The 19,967-nt window shown below is 69.6% G+C and carries 15 protein-coding genes and 6 tRNA genes; 11 read left to right on the plus strand and 10 right to left on the minus strand.

The features are described from left to right. Positions 1–5: 5 nt before the first annotated feature. The 3 genes from RZ84_RS17000 to RZ84_RS17010 all read left to right on the plus strand — a co-directional run bounded on the left by RZ84_RS17000 (position 6) and on the right by RZ84_RS17010 (position 277). A tRNA-Glu gene (locus RZ84_RS17000) sits at positions 6–78 on the plus strand. 46 nt (positions 79–124) lie between these two features. Then, positions 125–199: transfer RNA gene (locus tag RZ84_RS17005), tRNA-Asp, on the plus strand. Between the two features lie 4 nt (positions 200–203). Further along, positions 204–277 (plus strand) — tRNA-Phe (locus RZ84_RS17010). Positions 278–344: 67 nt separating this feature from the next. On the opposite strand, the gene RZ84_RS17015 is transcribed toward RZ84_RS17010, so the two are convergent. After that, positions 345–1,427 (minus strand): ABC-2 transporter permease, encoded by a 1,083-nt coding sequence (locus RZ84_RS17015; protein WP_043265027.1) that lies wholly within the window; start codon positions 1,425–1,427, stop codon positions 345–347. A gap of 135 nt (positions 1,428–1,562) precedes the next feature. On the opposite strand from RZ84_RS17015, the gene hrpA reads away from it, so the two are divergent. The 3 genes from hrpA to RZ84_RS17030 all read left to right on the plus strand — a co-directional run bounded on the left by hrpA (position 1,563) and on the right by RZ84_RS17030 (position 6,287). Further along, positions 1,563–5,600, plus strand: a complete 4,038-nt coding sequence (gene hrpA, locus RZ84_RS17020; protein ID WP_043265028.1) for an ATP-dependent RNA helicase HrpA — start codon at positions 1,563–1,565, stop codon at positions 5,598–5,600. 96 nt (positions 5,601–5,696) lie between these two features. Beyond that, positions 5,697–5,771 (plus strand) — tRNA-Asp (locus RZ84_RS17025). A 279-nt stretch (positions 5,772–6,050) separates the two neighbouring features. Continuing rightward, positions 6,051–6,287 (plus strand): DUF6274 family protein, encoded by a 237-nt coding sequence (locus RZ84_RS17030; protein WP_043265029.1) that lies wholly within the window; start codon positions 6,051–6,053, stop codon positions 6,285–6,287. Between the two features lie 533 nt (positions 6,288–6,820). Here RZ84_RS17030 and bldC read toward each other — a convergent pair. Together bldC and RZ84_RS17040 are read right to left on the minus strand one after the other, a co-directional pair. Further along, positions 6,821–7,027: a developmental transcriptional regulator BldC gene (gene bldC / locus RZ84_RS17035; RefSeq protein WP_003980577.1), complete on the minus strand. Its 207-nt coding sequence runs from the start codon at positions 7,025–7,027 to the stop codon at positions 6,821–6,823. A gap of 502 nt (positions 7,028–7,529) precedes the next feature. Beyond that, positions 7,530–8,366: a DUF8083 family protein gene (locus RZ84_RS17040; protein WP_043262598.1), complete on the minus strand. Its 837-nt coding sequence runs from the start codon at positions 8,364–8,366 to the stop codon at positions 7,530–7,532. A gap of 192 nt (positions 8,367–8,558) precedes the next feature. On the opposite strand from RZ84_RS17040, the gene RZ84_RS17045 reads away from it, so the two are divergent. Together RZ84_RS17045 and RZ84_RS17050 are read left to right on the plus strand one after the other, a co-directional pair. Then, positions 8,559–9,692: a Leu/Phe/Val dehydrogenase gene (locus tag RZ84_RS17045; protein ID WP_107068045.1), complete on the plus strand. Its 1,134-nt coding sequence runs from the start codon at positions 8,559–8,561 to the stop codon at positions 9,690–9,692. Positions 9,693–10,027: 335 nt separating this feature from the next. Beyond that, a complete protein-coding gene (locus RZ84_RS17050) occupies positions 10,028–10,276 on the plus strand; it encodes a DUF3073 domain-containing protein (protein WP_043262599.1) in 249 nt (82 codons plus the stop codon). A gap of 119 nt (positions 10,277–10,395) precedes the next feature. On the opposite strand, the gene purM is transcribed toward RZ84_RS17050, so the two are convergent. From purM to purS, 7 genes are all read right to left on the minus strand, one after another. Continuing rightward, positions 10,396–11,466: a phosphoribosylformylglycinamidine cyclo-ligase gene (gene purM, locus RZ84_RS17055; protein ID WP_043265030.1), complete on the minus strand. Its 1,071-nt coding sequence runs from the start codon at positions 11,464–11,466 to the stop codon at positions 10,396–10,398. A 33-nt stretch (positions 11,467–11,499) separates the two neighbouring features. Then, positions 11,500–13,059: an amidophosphoribosyltransferase gene (purF, locus tag RZ84_RS17060; RefSeq protein ID WP_043265031.1), complete on the minus strand. Its 1,560-nt coding sequence runs from the start codon at positions 13,057–13,059 to the stop codon at positions 11,500–11,502. Between the two features lie 442 nt (positions 13,060–13,501). Next, the gene (locus RZ84_RS17065; RefSeq protein ID WP_043265032.1) at positions 13,502–14,299 is read right to left on the minus strand and encodes a maleylpyruvate isomerase family mycothiol-dependent enzyme; all 798 of its coding nucleotides are present in this window, start codon (positions 14,297–14,299) and stop codon (positions 13,502–13,504) included. A 5-nt stretch (positions 14,300–14,304) separates the two neighbouring features. Then, on the minus strand, positions 14,305–14,466 hold the full coding sequence (locus RZ84_RS41225) for a hypothetical protein (RefSeq protein WP_241777737.1): 162 nt from the start codon (positions 14,464–14,466) through the stop codon (positions 14,305–14,307). Between the two features lie 221 nt (positions 14,467–14,687). Further along, positions 14,688–16,937, minus strand: coding sequence for a phosphoribosylformylglycinamidine synthase subunit PurL (purL, locus tag RZ84_RS17070; RefSeq protein WP_043265033.1), 2,250 nt, complete (start codon positions 16,935–16,937; stop codon positions 14,688–14,690). Next, positions 16,934–17,638: a phosphoribosylformylglycinamidine synthase subunit PurQ gene (gene purQ, locus RZ84_RS17075; RefSeq protein ID WP_043265034.1), complete on the minus strand. Its 705-nt coding sequence runs from the start codon at positions 17,636–17,638 to the stop codon at positions 16,934–16,936. The genes purL and purQ overlap by 4 nt, the downstream gene beginning before the upstream one ends. Further along, on the minus strand, positions 17,635–17,898 hold the full coding sequence (gene purS / locus RZ84_RS17080; protein ID WP_043265035.1) for a phosphoribosylformylglycinamidine synthase subunit PurS: 264 nt from the start codon (positions 17,896–17,898) through the stop codon (positions 17,635–17,637). Before purS ends, purQ begins: the two co-directional genes overlap by 4 nt. A gap of 300 nt (positions 17,899–18,198) precedes the next feature. Between purS and RZ84_RS17085 the strand changes: the two genes are divergently transcribed. The 3 genes from RZ84_RS17085 to RZ84_RS17095 all read left to right on the plus strand — a co-directional run bounded on the left by RZ84_RS17085 (position 18,199) and on the right by RZ84_RS17095 (position 18,857). Further along, positions 18,199–18,519, plus strand: coding sequence for a histone-like nucleoid-structuring protein Lsr2 (locus RZ84_RS17085; protein ID WP_043265036.1), 321 nt, complete (start codon positions 18,199–18,201; stop codon positions 18,517–18,519). Between the two features lie 119 nt (positions 18,520–18,638). After that, positions 18,639–18,710 (plus strand) — tRNA-Gly (locus RZ84_RS17090). Between the two features lie 74 nt (positions 18,711–18,784). Continuing rightward, positions 18,785–18,857 (plus strand) — tRNA-Gly (locus RZ84_RS17095). Positions 18,858–19,967: the final 1,110 nt, after the last annotated feature.

Genomic DNA, 19,967 nt, shown 5'->3' on the forward strand with positions numbered 1-19,967 from the left:
CATCAGCCCTCATCGTCTAGTGGCCCAGGACGCCGCCCTTTCAAGGCGGTAGCACGGGTTCGAATCCCGTTGGGGGCACGCATCATCGTGTGCGAGACTGGTTCACGCCGCTCGCACAATGCAAGGTCCTGTGGAGCAGTTTGGAGTGCTCGCCACCCTGTCAAGGTGGAGGCCGCGGGTTCAAATCCCGTCAGGACCGCTGCGGCTGGGTAGCTCAGTTGGTACGAGCGATCGCCTGAAAAGCGATAGGTCGCCGGTTCGACCCCGGCCCCAGCCACACCCCTTGGAGAAGGCCCCGGTTCACCGAATCGGGGCCTTTCCCGTGTCCGGGAAGGGACCCCGCGTCAGCCGTCCGCCGCATGCGCCGGCGCGAGGTCGCGGCCACCCGGGTGGCGGTGCCGCCAGACCCAGAAGACCGTGCAGGCGAGCGCCGACCAGCCGGCGAGCACCAGGAACGGGAAGAGGTGCTGGTGGCCGCGGAAGTAGACCGCGGTGTGCTGGGCGTTGACCGACGCCCCCGGGGGCAGCCAGCGGCCGATGGAGCCGAGCACGGAGGGGAGCAGCGGCCAGGAGACCGCGCCGCCGGAGGAGGGGTTGCCCAGCAGGACCATCAGGCCCCAGGTGGGGATCATCGCCCAGCGGCCGATCAGGGTGTTGAACATCGTGAAGACCATGCCGGACGTGAACATGGTCAGCGCGAGGATCAGCCAGGACTCGACGAACGGGAGCCGCAGCGCGCCCAGCCACCAGTCGGCCACCGCCGCGATGGCGAAGGCGCCGAGCAGGGCGTAGGCGAGGGTGCAACAGATCCGCTCGGCCGGGTTGAGGGCGCGGGCGTGCACGCTGAGCTGGATGGCGCCGACGAAGCCGATGATCACGGCGGCCAGCGAGATGTAGAAGAGCGCGAGCCCGCGCGGATCGCCTTTCTGGAGCGGCTTGACGTCCTGGACCAGGACCTCCACGCCGGTCGCCCGGCCGACCTGGGCGCCCGCCTGGCTCAGCAGCTGCGCCACCGACGCACCCGAGGCGCCGGACACGTCCAGTTCCATACCGCGGCCGTGCGCCCGCAGGACGGCGAACTCGCGCTGCTCGTCGACGGCGTCGCGCGCCTCCTCGTAGGTGGCGTACCGGGTCAGCCGGAGCGAGGCGTTGAGGGCCTTCTCCATGCCGAGGACGAACGCCTTCTCCTGCGGGGCGACCGGGGTGGCGGGCGTGGCGACGACGGCGGTGGGGATGTGCCGCGGGGTCGGGTTGGCCATGGTGTAGGTGTACGAGCCGGCGAAGAGGCCGGCCGCCGCGGCGAGGATGAGGACCAGGACGGACGCCGGGAAGAACGGCGATCTCTTGAAGGCGGCCCATCTCTCCGCGGGGGTCGGGCGCCGTCCGTGTGCGCCGTGCGGAACGGATGCACCTTCATGATCAAACATATGAACACGCTAAAGCACCGATGACGGACATACCCGCCCCGACCTCCTGGCCCTGCCGCTGCCCGGTCCGCGATCCGGTCGCGGCCGTCAAATGGTTCGCCAGTCGTTTGCGCGAGGTGAGATCCTGGGGGACGTATGTCCAGTCAGCCTGCCTCCGCCCTGCCCGACGGCGCCGCATCCACGCTGCCCGCGCTGCTGAAGCGACTGCCCGAGCTGATGCTGCGCGATCAGCAGCGGCTGGGACGCCGGCTCGACGGCGCGCGCCGGATCCGCAAGCCCGAGGCCCGTGCCGCCGTGCTCACCGAGATCGCCGGCGGCATCGACGAGGCCGAGCTGCGGGTCGAGGCGCGGCGCGCCGCGATGCCGGAGGTCAGTTACCCGGCAGAGCTCCCGGTCAGCCAGAAGAAGGACGAGATCCTGGCCGCGATCCGGGACCACCAGGTCGTGATCGTCGCGGGCGAGACCGGCTCCGGCAAGACGACGCAGATCCCCAAGATCTGCCTGGAGCTCGGCCGCGGCGTCCAGGGCCTGATCGGGCACACCCAGCCGCGCCGGATCGCGGCCCGTACGGTCGCCGAGCGGGTGGCCGAGGAGCTGAAGACCCCGCTGGGCGAGAGCGTCGGCTGGAAGGTCCGCTTCACCGACCAGGTCGGCGACGACACCCTGGTCAAGCTGATGACCGACGGCATCCTGCTCGCCGAGATCCAGACGGACCGCGAGCTGCGCCAGTACGACACGATCATCATCGACGAGGCGCACGAGCGCAGCCTCAACATCGACTTCATCCTCGGGTATCTGGCGCAACTGCTGCCCAAGCGCCCGGACCTGAAGGTGGTCATCACCTCCGCGACCATCGACCCCGAGCGGTTCTCCCGGCATTTCGGGGACGCACCGATCGTCGAGGTCTCCGGGCGCACGTATCCGGTGGAGGTGCGCTACCGCCCGCTACTTGAGGAGGGCGGCCAGAGTGCATCTGATTTCAGGGACGCCGACCGCGACCAGATCACCGCGATCTGCGACGCGGTGGACGAACTGCGCAGCGAGGGGCCCGGCGACATCCTGGTCTTCCTCTCCGGCGAGCGCGAGATCCGGGACACCGCGGACGCGCTCAACAAGAAGAACCTGCCGGCGACGGAGGTGCTGCCCCTGTATGCCCGGCTCTCGCACGCCGAGCAGCACCGCGTCTTCCAGCGCCATACGGGCAGACGGATCGTGCTGGCCACGAACGTCGCCGAGACCTCGCTGACCGTCCCGGGCATCAAGTACGTCATCGACCCCGGCATGGCCCGCATCTCCCGCTACAGCTTCCGTACGAAGGTGCAGCGGCTGCCCATCGAGCCGGTCTCGCAGGCCAGCGCCAACCAGCGCAAGGGCCGCTGCGGCCGGACCAGCGACGGCATCTGCATCCGCCTCTATTCCGAGGACGACTTCCTCACCCGCCCGGAGTTCACCGACGCCGAGATCCTCCGGACGAACCTGGCCTCCGTCATCCTCCAGATGACCGCGGCCGGCCTCGGTGACATCGAGAAGTTCCCGTTCATCGACCCGCCGGACCGCCGCAACATCAAGGACGGTGTCGACCTGCTGAGCGAGCTGGGCGCGCTCGACCTCAGGCAGAAGGACCTCAGGAAGCGGCTGACCCCGCTGGGCCGCCAGCTCTCCCAGCTGCCGGTGGACCCGCGGCTGGCCCGGATGGTGCTGGAGGCGGACCGCAACGGCTGCGTCCGCGAGGTCATGGTCATCGCGGCGGCGCTGTCCATCCAGGATCCGCGCGAGCGGCCGTCGGACAAGCAGCAGCAGGCCGACCAGCAGCACGCCCGGTTCAAGGACGAGACGTCCGACTTCCTGGCGTTCCTCAACCTCTGGCGCTATGTGCGCGAACAGCAGAAGGCGCTGTCGTCGTCCGCGTTCCGCCGGATGTGCCGCACGGAGTTCCTCAACTACCTCCGCATACGCGAGTGGCAGGACATCTACTCCCAGCTCCGTACGGTCGCCAAGGGCATGGGCATCCACCTGTCGGAGCAGGACGCGGCACCGGACCGCGTCCACATCTCCCTCCTGTCCGGTTTGCTTTCGCATATCGGACTCAAGAACGCAGGGCAGGAAGGCGGGAGAGAAGGGGCCGCCAAGAACGAGTACCTGGGCGCCCGCAGCGCCAAGTTCGCGATCTTCCCCGGCTCCGCCCTCTTCAAGAAGCCCCCGCGCTGGGTGATGTCCGCGGAGCTGGTCGAGACCTCCCGGCTGTGGGCGCGGGTGAACGCCCGGATCGAGCCGGAATGGCTCGAACCGCTGGCCCAGCACCTGGTGAAGCGCACCTACAGCGAGCCCCACTGGGAGCAGAAGATGGCCGCGGTGATGGCGTACGAGCGGGTCACGCTCTACGGCGTCCCGATCGTCGCCCAGCGCAAGGTCAACTACGGGCGGATCGACCCCGAGGTCTCCCGCGACCTGTTCATCCGGCACGCCCTGGTGGAGGGCGACTGGCGCACCCACCACCAGTTCTTCCATGACAACCGCAAACTGCTCGGCGAGGTCGAGGAGTTGGAGCACCGCGCCCGGCGCCGCGACATCCTCGTGGACGACGAGACGCTCTTCGACTTCTACGACCAGCGGATCCCGGCGGACGTGGTCTCCGGCGCGCACTTCGACTCCTGGTGGAAGAAGAAGCGCGGCGAAGAGCCCGAACTGCTCAATTTCGAGCACTCGATGCTCATCAACGAATCCGCCGAGGCCGTCACCAAGGACGACTACCCGGATTCCTGGCGCCAGGGCAAGCTGAAGTTCAAGGTCACCTACCAGTTCGAGCCGGGCGCGGACGCGGACGGCGTGACCGTCCACATCCCGCTCCAGGTCCTCAACCAGGTCTCCTCCGAGGGCTTCGACTGGCAGATCCCCGGCCTGCGCGAGCAGCTGGTGACGGAGCTGATCCGCTCGCTGCCCAAGCCGATCCGCCGCAACTACGTCCCGGCGCCGAACTTCGCCGCCCGTTTCCTGGACACCACCGTCCCCCTCCAGGGCGCCCTGACCTCCTCCCTGGCGGCCGGGCTCCAGCGAATGGTCGGCGTCCCTGTCGAGGCGGCGGACTTCGACACCGCCAGGATCCCCGACCACCTCAAGATCACCTTCCGGGTGGTCGACGAGCGGCGCCACAAGCTCGCCGAGGCCAAGGACCTCGAAGCGCTGCGGCTCCAGCTCAAGCCGAAGACCCGGGCGGCGATCTCCAGGGCCTTCGAGCAGGCCGCCGAACGGCCCGCCAGGGACGGCAAGGGCGGCCGGGGCGACGGCCCGCTGGCCGGCCTGGAGCAGCGCACCGGCCTGACGTCCTGGACGATCGGCACGCTGCCGCGCACCTTCGAGACCCGGCGCGCGGGCCAGCCCCTCAAGGCGTACCCGGCGCTGGTCGACGAGGGCACCAGCGTCGCCGTGCGCCTCTTCGACACCGAGGCCGAGCAGCTGACCGCCATGTGGGCCGGCACCCGCCGGCTCATCCTGCTCAACATCCCGTCCAACCCCGCCAAGTTCGCCCAGGACAGGCTGAGCAACCAGCAGAAGCTCGCGCTGTCCCGTAATCCGCACGGTTCCATCGCGGCGCTCTTCGAGGACTGCGTGACCGCCGCCGCGGACCGGCTGATCGCGGCGCGGGGCGGCCCGGCGTGGGACGAGGAGTCCTTCCGCAAGCTGTACGACGCGGTGCGCGCCGACCTGGTCGACGCGACGCTGAAGACCATCTGGCAGGTCCAGGAGGTGCTGGCCGCCTGGCAGGCGTGCGAGCGCCGGCTGAAGGCGACCACGTTCCCGTCGCTGCTGACGTCGCTGGCGGACGTCAAGGAGCAGCTGGCGGAGCTGATCAAGCCGGGCTTCGTGACCGCGCACGGAGCCAAGCGGCTGCCGGACCTGATGCGCTACCTGGTGGCCGCCGACCGCCGCCTGACGCAGCTGCCCACCAACGCCGAGCGGGACCGCACCCGTATGGCCAAGGTGAAGGAGATGCAGGACGAATACGCCTGGCTGCTGGAGCAGTTCCCCCCGGGCCGCCCGGTGCCGGCCGCGGCCCGGGAGATCCGCTGGATGATCGAGGAGCTGCGGGTCAGTTACTTCGCGCACGCCCTGGGGACCGCGTACCCGATCTCCGACAAGCGCATCGTGAAGGCGGTGGACGCGGCGGCGCCGTAGCCTCCGGGCGGGCACCGGGATCGAGTTCGACCGCACCCCCTGACCTGCTGTACAGTCTTGTTCCGCAGCCCGCCGCAAGCGGAAAGCGAAACGCAAGGTCCTGTGGAGCAGTTTGGAGTGCTCGCCACCCTGTCAAGGTGGAGGCCGCGGGTTCAAATCCCGTCAGGACCGCTTTTTCACGGCCCGCATCCCTCTCGGATGCGGGCCGTTGTGCTGTCCGGACCGGCCCGCGGCGCGGTACGGTGCGCATCACACACCACCCGCGGTCCGCCCCGGCGGGCACCGCGATCCTCCCGGCCGCACGCTCCCCGCGTCCATCTCCCCCGGGCCGTCCGCCCTGTGGCCCGAAGGTCCCGTCCGATCCCGGCCGGCGGCGACGGGCGTCTTGACGGCGGCACCTGCCGCCGGTACTCACAGAGGAAGGCGTGGGGGCCGGGGAGGTGGCGTGCGATGACTGCTGCGGTACGACACGAGACCAGGGCGCTGTTGCGTGCCCATCTGTCGGCGGCCCTCGCCTACGGCTCCCGCCATCTGACCCGGCACTGCCCGGTCTGCCATCAGCTGCTGCGGCTCGCCATGGAGCCGCACGCGGCCCTCTCCGGGGCCGACGCGCCCCCGCCCGCCTCCGCCCCCCCCCCGGCCGCCTGCGAGCCGCCGGCGGAGGACGAAAGTCCCGCCGACCGGTGACCAAGGGCGCCTGCGCCCACCGGCGGCGCGGTGGAAGGCTGTTGATGTGGTGACGGTGAAGCGCCCCTTACCGCAGGGGACGTATGCCCTTCAAGGACCGCGCGATGTGACGGGAGTCACCGAACAAGTTTCGCGCGACAGGGAACTTACCGCCCGCCCACAACCGGTCAATTTAATATGTGCAATTGCACTCCTCGTCGAGTACTCCGAAACAGACCCGCCAGGTCCACACTGACGGCCCCCCTCAGGGCCCCTGAACGGGTCGTGACGCCCCCGCCGGAGTCGACCGGCGCCAGGGCGCCCCGAGCGCCGCGAGCGGCCCTGGAACGGCCGCACACAAAAGAGATCGCGCTGGACCCGGCGGAGTCCAGCGCGATCGATGACGTACCCAGATGGAACGGGTGTGGGCCTGTTGGGGCAGGCGCCGCGTCGTAAAGAGCTCTATGGAGCGGGGTGAAGCAGGTGAAGCATGTGGTGCCAAAGCGGGCGTTTCCGGGTTGGGGGGCCCGAAAACGGCCTGGTTATGCGGTTGTTCAGGACTCGCTGCGCTGCTGCGGGATACCCGCGAGCAGCGCGCGGACCTCAGCCTCGCGGTAACGCCGGTGCCCTCCGAGCGTACGGATGGACGTGAGCTTGCCTGCCTTGGCCCAGCGGGTCACCGTCTTCGGGTCCACGCGGAACATCGTGGCGACCTCGGCGGGGGTAAGCAGCGGCTCGGCGTCAGGGGTGCGAGCGGTCATGAGCGGCCTCCTCGGGAGAACCGAACCATCACGGTTCTTTCCTCTAAATTCTGCACCTTGACCCACGTTGCCCGAAATGGCAGACGCGGGCCGAGTCGGTTATAGGACGAACGGCTTGTCCTCGGCACTACAACTACACCATCTGTCCAGCCACGTCGGCCAAACCGATGGAATTGCCCTCTCAGGTGTTCAACCTTGGCGGATGCCGATGGACCGTGCCATAGCGGACAGTCACACCCCCGTGACGAACAGTCACAACGTGACCAGCCACCACGAGACCCCTCAAGGAGCGCAATACCGAACTATCCGCCCTTAGTTGGACGGAAGGAGCCCGAGTCAGGCTCCTTGTCCTATTTTGGCACGAGGGTACGCCTTAGGAGCAAGACCCGAAGTCAGTGCTTTAGGTCACGCTTGAGGCAATAGCCCGGATCGGGACCTACGTCCCGTACGTCCTGACCACCGGGATGCCGCACCCGGCAACTCCGCGTCGGGCACCGGGCATTCAGCTGGAGAACTGACGTTCGCGCACCGCGCGCCACCGCTGCGAGAGCTTCTCGTACGCGACGCCGGCCCGCTCGCCGTCCCCCTCGCGCAGCGCCGCCAGCCCCTCCGCCACCTCGGCGGCGGAGCGGTCCTCGGCGAGCTGCCCTTCGGGCACCGCGTGCACCAGCCCTCCGTAGTCCAGCTCCACGAGCGAACGCGGATGGAATTCTTCGAGCCAGCGCCCCACATCTACCAGGCCGTCGATGAGCGGCCCCTCTTCCAGGGCGTCCCGAAGCGTACGCAACCCGCGCGCGACGCGGCGCCGCGCCTGCACCATCGGCGTCCGGTAACGCAGCAGGGGCGCCTGCTCACCCTCCGTGTACTCGCGCTCGCCGTCCTCGAAGAGGACGAACCAGCGGACCGGGACGTGCCAGGTCGCCGCCCGGATCCACGGCCGGGCGTCCGGATTGCGCTCCCGCCACCGCTCGTAGTCGGTGGCCGCCTGGCGGCGCACCACCGGGGGCAGCGCCGCGTCCAGCACCGCGGCCGGCAGCAGCTCCTCCAGGGACTCCAGGGCCTGCCAGCCGCGCAGCCGGGTGCGCCAGGGGCACACATAGGTCACCTCGTTCACCACGGCGACGAACGCGTCGGCGCTCTCGTGGACCGGCACCGGGACCGGTGGGGTCGGCAGCAGATCGGCCAGCGCCCGGCGCTGCTCGTCGACGGCCGTGGGCATGTCGTCGCGCTTGGCGTAGCGCGCCCAGTAGGAGCGCTCCGGCTCGGGGAACGCGGCCAGCGGTTCGTAGACCCGCAGATACGCCACATACGGGACCCGTACCGACGACGCCAAGGCCACGCCCGCTCCTTCAAAGGAAAGTCCACCGCCCGGAGTTGCCTACCCCCGCCCGGTCTGGATACGGCAGATCGTCCCATGCCCGTCCCCCGGGAGAGGGTGATCCCCGGTACCTGGCGGATCAACGCGCCCTCCAGGTCTTACGCTCGTTTCAACCGGCCCTCCCCACCCGCAGGAGGGCGTCCTCCGCGACATATGGGAGTCACGACCGTGACTGACGTACGTCCTGCCTTCGCAGGCGCCGAGAGCGGCGTGCTGCAGACCCTGTTCCGCACGGAGCAGGGCGGCCACGAGCAAGTCGTTCTCTGCCAGGACCGGGCGAGCGGCCTCAAGGCCGTGATCGCCATCCACAGCACCGCGCTGGGCCCCGCCCTCGGCGGCACCCGCTTCCATGCCTACGCCTCCGAGGAGGAGGCCGTGCTGGACGCTCTGAACCTGTCGCGCGGCATGTCCTACAAGAACGCCCTGGCCGGGCTGGACCACGGCGGCGGCAAGGCGGTGATCATCGGCGATCCCGATCTGATCAAGACCGAGGAACTGCTGCTCGCCTACGGCCGGTTCGTGGCCTCCCTCGGGGGCCGCTACGTCACCGCCTGCGACGTCGGCACGTACGTGGCCGATATGGACGTGGTCGCCCGCACCAACAAGTGGACCACCGGCCGCTCCCCGGAGAACGGCGGCGCCGGCGACTCCTCCGTGCTGACCGCCTACGGCGTGTTCCAGGGCATGCGGGCCTCGGCCCAGCACCTGTGGGGCGATCCGACGCTGCGGGACCGCAAGGTCGGCATCGCGGGCGTCGGCAAGGTGGGCCACCATCTGGTCGAGCACCTCCTCCAGGACGGCGCCGAGGTCGTGATCACGGACGTCCGCGCCGAGTCGGTGGACCGGATCCTCGCCCGGCACCCCCGGGTGACCGCCGTCGCGGACACCGAGGCGCTGATCCGCACCGAGGGCCTGGACGTGTACGCGCCCTGTGCGCTGGGCGGCGCGCTCAGCGACGACTCGGTGCCGGTGCTGACCGCCAAGGTGGTCTGCGGCGCGGCCAACAACCAGCTGGCGCACCCGGGCGTGGAGAAGGACCTCTCGGACCGCGGGATCCTCTACGCCCCGGACTACGTCGTGAACGCCGGCGGCGTCATCCAGGTGGCCGACGAGCTGCACGGCTTCGACTTCGACCGCTGCAAGGCGAAGGCCGCGAAGATCTTCGACACCACGCTGTCAATATTCGCTCGTGCGAAGTCCGAGGGCATCCCGCCGGCCGAGGCGGCCGACCGGCTCGCCGAGCAGCGGATGGCCGAGGCGCGGACGGCGGGGGGCCCGCGCGCCTGATGGCCGCACCGCCGTCCAGGGGACGGCCCACGGCGGTCCAGGTGGCCGAAATCACACCTTGCGCGGCCCGTCACGGGCGGCGGGGGAGACATCCCTCACCACCCGTCGGCGGGTCGCCGTACAGGACAGGTTAAAATCGCAGTTGACCAGCGTGGAAAGGGCGCCTCGCCGGTCGTGCGGAGCGGTGGGTGATGCGGGCGACGTACCGTATGGCCGCGGAAGCAGGTACCGTTAAAGCCCTACGAGCCGGTCTCTCTGTCGAGAGCCCGCTCTGAATCATGAACGCGTGTCAAGACTCTGGGGCCATCGAGCCCCGTCATTGAGGGGGTCGACCCATGGGGCGCGGCCGGGCCAAGGCCAAGCAGACAAAGGTCGCCCGCCAGCTGAAGTACAGCAGCGGTGGGACGGATCTCTCACGACTGGCCGACGAGCTGGGTGCAACGCAGTCGAACCAGCAGCCTCCGAACGGAGAGCCGTTCGAGGATGACGAGGACGACGACCCGTACGCACGGTACGCAGACCGGTACAACACCGATGACGACGAGGACGAGGGCAACTCGACCAACCAGCGTCGTCGCGCTTGACACTCTGCGCGCTCGCGGCATTCATAACACCATCGCGGACCCGGTCCTGGGCAGTGCCCGGACCGGGTTCTGTGCTGCCCTGGTGACCGCCGGCGCGGCGGCCCCAGGGCTCGGCTGACTCAGGCCGCGTAGTCACCGGTGAGGGTCACTGCCTCGGTGTGGCCGCCGCGCTCGACGATCTCACCGCCGACCCAGGCGTCCACGCCGCGGTCGGCGAGGGTGGTCAGGGCGACGTCCACCGACTCCTGGGGCACGACGGCGACCATGCCGACGCCCATGTTCAGGGTCTTCTCCAGTTCCGGGCGCGCCACCGCGCCGGCCGAGCCCACCAGGTCGAAGATCGCGCCCGGGGTCCAGGTGGAACGGTCGACGGTGGCGTGCAGCCCGTCCGGGATCACCCGGGCCAGGTTGTTGGCCAGCCCGCCACCGGTGATGTGCGAGAACGCGTGCACCTCGGTCGTCCGGGTCAGCGCCAGACAGTCCAACGAGTAGATCTTGGTGGGCTCCAGCAGCTCCTCACCGAGGGTGCGGCCCAGCTCCGCCACCTCCCGCTCCAGGGCCATACCGGCCCGGTCGAAGAGCACGTGGCGTACCAGCGAGTACCCGTTCGAGTGAAGTCCGGAGGAGGCCATCGCGATCACCGCGTCACCCGTACGGATACGATCCGCGCCCAGCAGCCGGTCGGCCTCGACCACGCCCGTACCGGCACCGGCGATGTCGAAGTCGTCCGCGCCCAGCAGCCCCGGGTGCTCGGCGGTCTCACCGCCGACCAGCGCGCAGCCGGCCAGCACACAGCCCTCCGCGATGCCCTTGACGATCGCCGCGACCCGCTCCGGGTAGACCTTGCCGACGCAGATGTAGTCGGTCATGAACAGCGGCTCGGCACCGCAGACCACCAGGTCGTCGACGACCATGCCGACCAGGTCGTGGCCGACGGTGTCGTAGACGCCCATCCGGCGGGCGATGTCGACCTTCGTCCCGACGCCGTCGGTGGCCGAGGCCAGCAGCGGACGCTCGTAGCGCTTGAGCACGGAGGCGTCGAAGAGGCCGGCGAAACCGCCCAGCCCGCCGACGACCTCCGGGCGGGTGGCCTTCGACACCCACTCCTTCATGAGATCCACGGCACGGTCGCCGGCTTCGATGTCGACGCCCGCGGACGCATAGCTGGCACCGGTGGAATCAGCGGACATGGCTGAGAACTTTCGTTTGGGTGGGTACGAGCACTACGGGCGACGCAGCGCGTCGGCGCCGCCGACCCCGGCCGTGAGCGTCCGGAGGCCGTCCACGTCGGAGGTGGACGGGGCCGCGGTCTCCGACTCCAGGAGGTGCTTGCCCAGCAGCTCCGGGTCGGGCAGCTCCATCGGGTATTCACCGTCGAAGCAGGCGCGGCACAGCTTCGGCTTGTCGATCGTGGTCGCCTCGATCATCCCGTCAATGGAGATGTACGCCAGCGAATCGGCGCCCAGCGACTTGCCGATCTCCTCGACGCTCAGCCCGTTGGCGATCAGCTCCGCGCGGGTGGCGAAGTCGATGCCGAAGAAGCACGGCCACTTGATCGGCGGGGACGAGATCCGGATGTGGACCTCGGTGGCGCCGGCCTCGCGCAGCATCCGGACCAGCGCGCGCTGGGTGTTGCCGCGGACGATCGAGTCGTCGACGACCACCAGGCGCTTGCCGCGGATGACTTCCTTGAGCGGGTTGAGCTTGAGCCGGATACCGAGCTGGCGGATGGTCTGCGAGGGCTGGATGAAGGTCCGGCCCACGTAGGAGTTCTTGACCAGGCCGGAGCCGTAGGGGATGCCGCTGGCCTCGGCGTAGCCGACGGCGGCGGGGGTCCCGGACTCCGGGGTCGCTATCACCAGGTCCGCATCGGCGGGCGCCTCGGCGGCCAGCTTGCGGCCCATCTCCACCCGCGAGAGATAGACGTTGCGGCCGGCGATGTCGGTGTCCGGGCGGGCGAGGTAGACGTACTCGAAGACGCAGCCCTTGGGGCGGGCCTCGGCGAAGCGCGAGCTGCGCAGGCCGTTCTCGTCGATGGCGACCAGCTCACCGGGCTCGATCTCCCGGATGAAGCTGGCGCCGACGATGTCCAGGGCGGCCGTCTCGGAGGCCACCACCCAGCCGCGCTCCAGGCGGCCGAGGACCAGCGGGCGGATGCCCTGCGGGTCGCGGGCGGCGTAGAGCGTGTGCTCGTCCATGAAGCAGAGCGAGAAGGCGCCCTTGACCTTCGGCAGGACGCGCGGCGCGGCCTCCTCGACGGTCAGCGGCTTGCCCTCCTCGTCGACCTGGCCGGCGAGCAGCGCGGTCACCAGGTCGGTGTCGTTGGTGGCCGCGACCTGGGTCGCACGGCCGCCGTCCCGGGGCAGTGCGGCGACCAGTTCGGCCAGCTCGGCGGTGTTGACCAGGTTGCCGTTGTGGCCGAGCGCGATCGAGCCGTGCGCGGTGGCACGGAACGTCGGCTGGGCGTTCTCCCACACCGAGGCACCGGTGGTGGAGTAGCGGGCATGGCCCACGGCGATGTGGCCCTGGAGGGAACCGAGCGAGGTCTCGTCGAAGACCTGGGAAACCAGGCCCATGTCCTTGAAAACGAGGATCTGGGAGCCGTTGCTCACCGCGATGCCCGCGGACTCCTGTCCACGGTGCTGCAGCGCGTACAGCCCGAAATAGGTGAGTTTGGCGACCTCTTCACCCGGAGCCCAGACACCGAAGACGCCGCATGCGTCCTGGGGGCCCTTCTCGCCGGGGAGCAGGTCGTGGTTGAGTCGTCCGTCACCACGTGGCACGTCCCAGAGTCTAGGGCAGGTCGCGCATTCATCCGAACCGGGGATGGACGCGAGGCTGGAGGACCGCATGAACGGCTCGTTGCGCACGCTTGACGCGCACACGTCCTCCCGGCCGCGCACTCCGTCCCCTCGAACCCCGCGAACCCTTGGCGCGTCTGGCCTCTCACCAGGTGCGCCGCGGCTCCCGGCGTCCCGTACGGCACCGCCGCGCCCACCCCGGTCGCGTGGCCGGCACCTCCTCCCCTCCCCCCTCAAGGACAGGCGGTGCTCCCCTCGCCCGCACCCGCCCCACCACCCCTGAGCTGTGCTTTCGTGCGGTTTCCGCCATCCCAGACGGGACGACTTGAAGGCGTATGCACTCTATGCCGGTTTTGCTTTCCGGACGGTCGGTGTGAGATGCGCGACGCCCGCACGCGACCGCCGGACCGGGCGCCGGACCGGCTCAGCTCATGACCGGCAGAATGCCGCTGATATCCGCGCGCTCGCCACTGGCGCCGACCGCCGCCGCGTCCAGCGCCTCGGCCCACCCCAGACGGCCGGTGGCCAGGCGTATCCACGTCAGCGGGTCGGTCTCGACCACGTTCGGCGGGGTGCCGCGGGTGTGCCGGGGGCCCTCGACGCACTGCACGACGGCGAACGGCGGCACCCGGACCTCGACCGAGCCGCCGGGCGCCTTCACGGCCAGCGCGTCGGCCAGCAGCCGGGTGGTGATGGCCAGCGCCTGGCGGTCGTACGGGATCTCCTGGCCGGTGGCCGCCGCCAGGTCGTCGGTGTGCACGACCAGCTCGAGGCAGCGGGTGACCAGGACGTCGTCCAGCCGCATCGCGGCGGGCCGGACGGGCAGCACCCGGTCGCCCGGCTCCCGCGGGAGCAGCTCGGCGAACTCCTCGGCGGTGCGCGCCAGCAGCTCCACAGGGTCGTTGGCGGCGGCCAGCTCGCGGGTGAACGCGTCGACCCCCGGGGCGTACTCGGCGGCGGCCGCCGGCCAGTCCAAAAGAGCGGTCTCGGCCTGCTCCGGGACCGGCAGCCGCAGGGCGCGCGCCACGCTGCCGACCCCCATGGACAGATGCGCGACCAGCTCCCGCACCGTCCAGTCGCCCAGCCGGGTCGGCAGCGCGAACTGCTCCGGCGCCAACTCCGCCACGGCAGCGCGGACATGATCCAGCTGCGCGATGACGGCCGCACGGGTCTTGCGGGGGTCGTACTGGCGTGGGCGCGGCTTCCGGGCGGTGGGCGACATGGTGATCAGCCTAGGCGGCACCACTGACAGTCGGGCCGGATTCGGGGCGCGGGGGTGCTCTGCGGCTCCTCGGCCGTGAAGGTCTCGCCGTCGCGCGGCACGCCGATGCCCCGCCGGACGAAGACGAACGGGACATCGTCGGCGGTGTCCGGGTCGGCACCGTTCATCAGCTGGACGGGGAGGTGCGGCCCCGGTAGCCGTACCAGCCGGCCAGCGGCGCCTGACTGGCCAGCGGTACCTCATACCGAAGGGGCCGACCTCTTACGGCTCTTACGGAAGACGCCGGAGCGCCCGCGGGGTCGGGCCGGAACGCCGGCGCGGCCCGCCAGGCGTACTGGCGGGCCGCGTCGGCACGGCGGGACACGGGCCAGGGCCCCCGGGAGCGACGCTAGGCGATCAGCCCCGGGATGGTGGCTTCGTGTGCCTGCTTCAGTTCGGTGAGGGGGATGCTGAACTGTCCCTGGATGTCGAGGGTTTCGCCGTCGACGACGCCGATGCGGGTGGCGGGCAGACCGCGTGCGCCGCACATGTCGGTGAAGCGGACCTCCTCACTGCGGGGCACGGCCACGATGGCGCGGCCGGCGGATTCGGAGAAGAGGAAGACGAACGGGTCCAGTCCGTCGGGAACCACCACACGGGCGCCCTTGCCGCCCCTCAGGCACGATTCGACCAGGGCCTGGACCAGTCCGCCGTCGGACAGGTCGTGGGCGGCATCGGCCATCCCGTCCCGCGACGCGGAGATCAGCACCTCGCCGAGGAGCTTTTCCCGTTCCAGGTCCACCCGCGGCGGCATCCCGCCCAGGTGGTCGTGGACCACCTGCGACCAGGCCGAACCGCCCAACTCCTCGCGGGTCTCGCCCAGCAGGTAGATCAGCTGACCCTCGGTGGCGAACGCCACCGGCGTGCGGCGGGTGACATCGTCGATGACCCCCAGCACCGCCACCACCGGCGTGGGGTGGATGGCGGTGGTGCCGGTCTGGTTGTAGAGGGAGACGTTTCCGCCGGTCACCGGCGTGCCCAGCGCCTGGCAGGCGTCGGCCAGACCGCGGGTGGCCTCGGCGAACTGCCACATGACGGCCGGATCCTCCGGCGAGCCGAAGTTCAGGCAGTCGGAGACCGCCAGCGGCCTGGCACCGGTGGCCGCGACGTTGCGATACGCCTCCGCCAGCGCCAACTGCGCCCCGGTGTAGGGGTCGAGCTTCGTGTAGCGGCCGTTGCCGTCGGTGGCCAGGGCCACGCCGAGGTTGGTGTCCTCATCGATCCGGATCATCCCGGAGTCCTCGGGCTGGGCCAGCACGGTGTTGCCCTGGACGAACCGGTCGTACTGGTCGGTGACCCACGCCTTGGACGCCTGATTCGGCGAGCCCACCAACGCCAGCACCTGAGCCCGCAGTTGTTCCGGGGTTGCCGGACGCGGCAGACGGGCCGCATCGTCGGCCTGGAGGGCGTCCTGCCACTGGGGCCGGGCAAAGGGGCGGTGGTACGTCGGGCCCTCGTGGGCGACCGAGCGCGGCGGGACATCGACGATCTGCTCACCGTGCCAGAAGATCTCCAGCCGTTCGCCGTCGGTGACCTCACCGATGACGGTGGCGATCACATCCCACTTCTCACAGATCTCAAGGAACCGCTCGACCTTGTCCGGCTCGACGATCGCGCACATCCTCTCCTGCGACTCACTCATCAAGATCTCCTCCGGCGAGAGGGAGGAGTCCCGTAGCGGGACGGTGTCCAGCTCGATGTGCATGCCGCCGGAGCCGGCCGAGGCCAGTTCGCTGGTCGCGCAGGACAGGCCGGCCCCGCCCAGGTCCTGGATGCCGGCGACCAGGTTCTCGCGGAAGATCTCCAGCGTGCACTCGATCAGCAGCTTCTCCTGGAAGGGGTCGCCGACCTGGACGGCGGGCCGCTTGGCCGGCCGGGCGTCATCGAAGGTCTCCGAGGCCAGCACCGAGACGCCGCCGATGCCGTCGCCGCCGGTGCGGGCACCGTAGAGGATGACCTTGTTGCCGGCGCCGGACGCCTTGGCCAGATGGATGTCCTCATGCTTCATCACGCCCACGCACAGCGCGTTGACCAGCGGGTTGCCCTGGTAGCAGGGGTCGAAGACCACCTCGCCGCCGATGTTGGGCAGGCCCAGGCAGTTGCCGTAGCCGCCGATGCCGGCGACCACACCGGGCAGGACACGGTGGGTGTCGGGGTGGTCGGCGGCGCCGAACCGCAGCGGGTCCATCACCGCCACCGGGCGCGCGCCCATCGCCAGGATGTCGCGGACGATGCCCCCCACCCCGGTGGCCGCGCCCTGATAGGGCTCGATGTAGGAGGGGTGGTTGTGCGACTCGACCTTGAAGGTCACCGCATACCCCTGCCCCACATCCACCACACCGGCGTTCTCCCCGATACCCACCAGCAGGGCGTCGGTCCGGGGGGCCTTGTCGCCGAACTGCTTGAGGTGGACCTTGCTGCTCTTGTAGGAGCAGTGCTCGGACCACATCACCGAGTACATCGCCAACTCCGCACCCGTGGGCCGCCGACCCAGGATCTCGCGGATGCGCGCGTACTCGTCCTCCTTCAGACCCAGCTCGGCCCAGGGCTGACCCACCTCGGGGCTCTCGGTCGCGTGCTTGACGGTATCCAGGCTCATACGCCCACCAGCTTCTTCAGGATCGAGGTGAAGACCCCCAGACCGTCTTGGCGGCCGGTACCGATCAGCGGCTCCACCGCGTGCTCGGGATGCGGCATCAAACCCACGACATTGCCCGCCGCATTGGTGATACCGGCGATGTCCCGCAACGAACCGTTCGGATTGCCACACCCGTCGGCGGCCGGGCCATCGGTGACGTAACGGAACGCCACCCGACCCTCCGCCTCCAGCATGTCCAACGTCCGCTCATCAGCCACATACCGGCCGTCGATGTTCTTGAGCGGAATGCTGATCTCCTGCCCCAGCACGTAGTCGCCGGTCCAGGCAGTCGCCGCGTTCTCCACCCGCAACCGCTGATCACGGCAGAGGAAATGCAGGTGGTTGTTGCGCAACATCGCACCCGGCAGCAGATGCGTCTCGGTCAGGACCTGGAAGCCGTTGCAGATGCCCAGCACCGGCATCCCGGCCCGGGCCTGCTCGATCACGGTCTCCATCACCGGCGAGAACCGGGAGATCGCCCCGGCCCGCAGATAGTCCCCGTAGGAGAAACCACCGGGCAGCACCACGGCGTCCACCTGGTGGAGATCCTTGTCGCGATGCCACAGCGGCACCGCCTCGGCCCCGGCCACCCGAACCGCGCGCTGGGTGTCGCGGTCATCGAGCGTGCCGGGAAACGTGACGACTCCGACACGAACGGTCATGACTCGGCCCGCACGGCTTCGTCGACCCGGACTGTGAAGTCCTCGATAACGGTGTTGGCCAGGAACGTCTCGGCCATCTCATGGATACGGGCGAGGGCGGCATCATCGACCGGACCCTCCACCTCAAGTTCGAAACGCTTGCCCTGACGGACATCGGCGATCCCCGCAAACCCCAGACGAGGCAGTGCACGCTGCACCGCCTGCCCCTGAGGATCGAGGATCTCCGGCTTGAGCATGACGTCGACTACGACGCGTGCCACTGGCACTCCCGGTGGTGTGGTGCGTAAGGCGGTGACCTCACAGTACCGTGTTCGAAAATCTACGCGCATAGATATCCGGCGCGCCCGATCACGACCCGGTATCGACGGGAGCACACCTTGGGGAAAATCCTCGAAAAGATCCGGGGTTCGGATTGCAGCAAGACACGCTGACGAAATTAACTGGGCTTCACAATGCAATGCCCATCGCTGTACAAATGAAAAAGCATTGATCCCAATCAGCCGGATCCGGAGCATCACCCCACGTCAACAAGGGGTTGCTCCCCGAAAGGACCGATATCCGTGGCGCAGCGCGTAGTAGTAACGCTCTCCGATGACATCGACGGAGGAGAAGCCGCAGAGACGGTCATCTTCGGTTTGGACGGGAAGTCGTACGAGATCGACCTCAATCCCGCCAATGCGAAGAAACTGCGCGGCGCCCTCGCTCCGTACGTGGCGGCCGGCCGCAAGCGTGCCAAGTCCGGCAAGACCTTCCACCGGACCGCGGTGACCCCCGATCCCGCGGCGGTCCGCGCCTGGGCGCGCTCGCATCAGATGGACGTCCCGCCGCGCGGCCGGATCCCCAAGAAGGTCTACGAAGCCTTCAACGAGGCCAATCGCTAACCGACTTACCGGCACCCGCGGGCCCGCACACCGCCGACTTGCACAGCACCCCTACTGATCAGCTAGAGTCTGGAGCACGCCGAGGGGCGAGGCCGAAAGGCCGGGCCCCGAGGAGTCACGCGGGTGTAGCTCAGTAGTAGAGCGCCCCCTTTCCAAGGGGGAGGCGCAGTGTGCAATCCCTGTCACCCGCTCTGACAGTTCAACCGGTCCAAAGGATCAGGTAGAGTAGCTGTCGCGCCACTTGGTGAAAGCCGAGTGGATGCCTGCGGACGTAGCTCAGTTGGTAGAGCGCAACCTTGCCAAGGTTGAGGTCGCGAGTTCGAGCCTCGTCGTCCGCTCAGGAAAAGAAGGCCCCGGTCATGGAGACCGGGGCCTTCTTGATTTTCTGCCGCGGACCCGGCGGTTTCCCGGTGTGCGGCGCTCGCGGGTTCCCCACACACGGGCGCTTGCGAACTTCCCCCTTGCGGGTTCCCGCTTGCGGACTTCCCGGCTTCCGGGATTCTTCCGGTGCTTTCTCCACGGGTCCGGCTTTGCCGGTCGGGCTTTGCGGATACCGGCTCGCGAGCGGGCCGGTACCGGCCTCCGACCGTTGCGCCGTGTTCGGATTGTCCCGGTACAGGGCGAATAGCCGTATGCGAACGGGTCGTGCGATCTGCGTCACAGTTGGGGCGGGGCGCCTGCGCACGGCGCGTTCCCCTGGGGCTGCTGGGCCTCCTGGGGCTCCTGGGCGCGGACGGCGGCCGGTGGCCGGTGGCCGGTGGCTCCCGTGTGTCGTCGACTGCCGGAGGGGGCGCAGCAGCGCTGTTTCGTTCCGTTTCGGGACGGGCTCATGGGCGAGCGAGAGGGCGAAACCCGCGATGAGAACGGGGAGTTGGTCCGCAGTCCGCAGTCCGCAGTCCGCAGTCCGCAGTCCGCAGTCCGCAGTCCGCAGGGTGAAGGGTGAAGGGCAGGAGTCCTTGATCGTGCCGGCCTGGTGCTCGTCCGAAGGGGCATTTCCGCATCCGGCAGACGGTCTGGAGGACGGGTCCGGGAACGGGGTGGAGAAGGGGACGGGGATTGGGATCGGGCGTGCGGGGCGGGTGGGGTGTGTGAGTGCGCAGCGAGGATTGGTGCCGCGGGGGCGCGGGGGGTGCGGGGGATTTCCCGGGCGAACACGGGCCGGTGGTTCCTCTGCTCGCCCTGGAGTGGGTCGAGTTGATGTTTCTCGGGTGCGGTGGGCCGCGATGCACCGGGGCGGAACGGCGGTGATCGCATGCCGGCGCCGTATGCGGCAGCGGCCGTATGCGGCGGCGGATGTGGCGCGATGGATGTGGCGGTGGACACATTGTGGAGGGGTGCGGTGCCGGGGTGCGGGCCGGGGGTCGTGACGCGGCGGGGCGGTCGGGGCGTGTGCGGCGGGGGCCGGAGTGGGCAGGCCGGGGGCCGTGGCGAGGGGGGGGGGGGCGCGG

It is taken from the genome of Streptomyces sp. CT34 (assembly GCF_000805335.1).
In the GTDB taxonomy this organism is placed as follows: domain Bacteria; phylum Actinomycetota; class Actinomycetes; order Streptomycetales; family Streptomycetaceae; genus Streptomyces.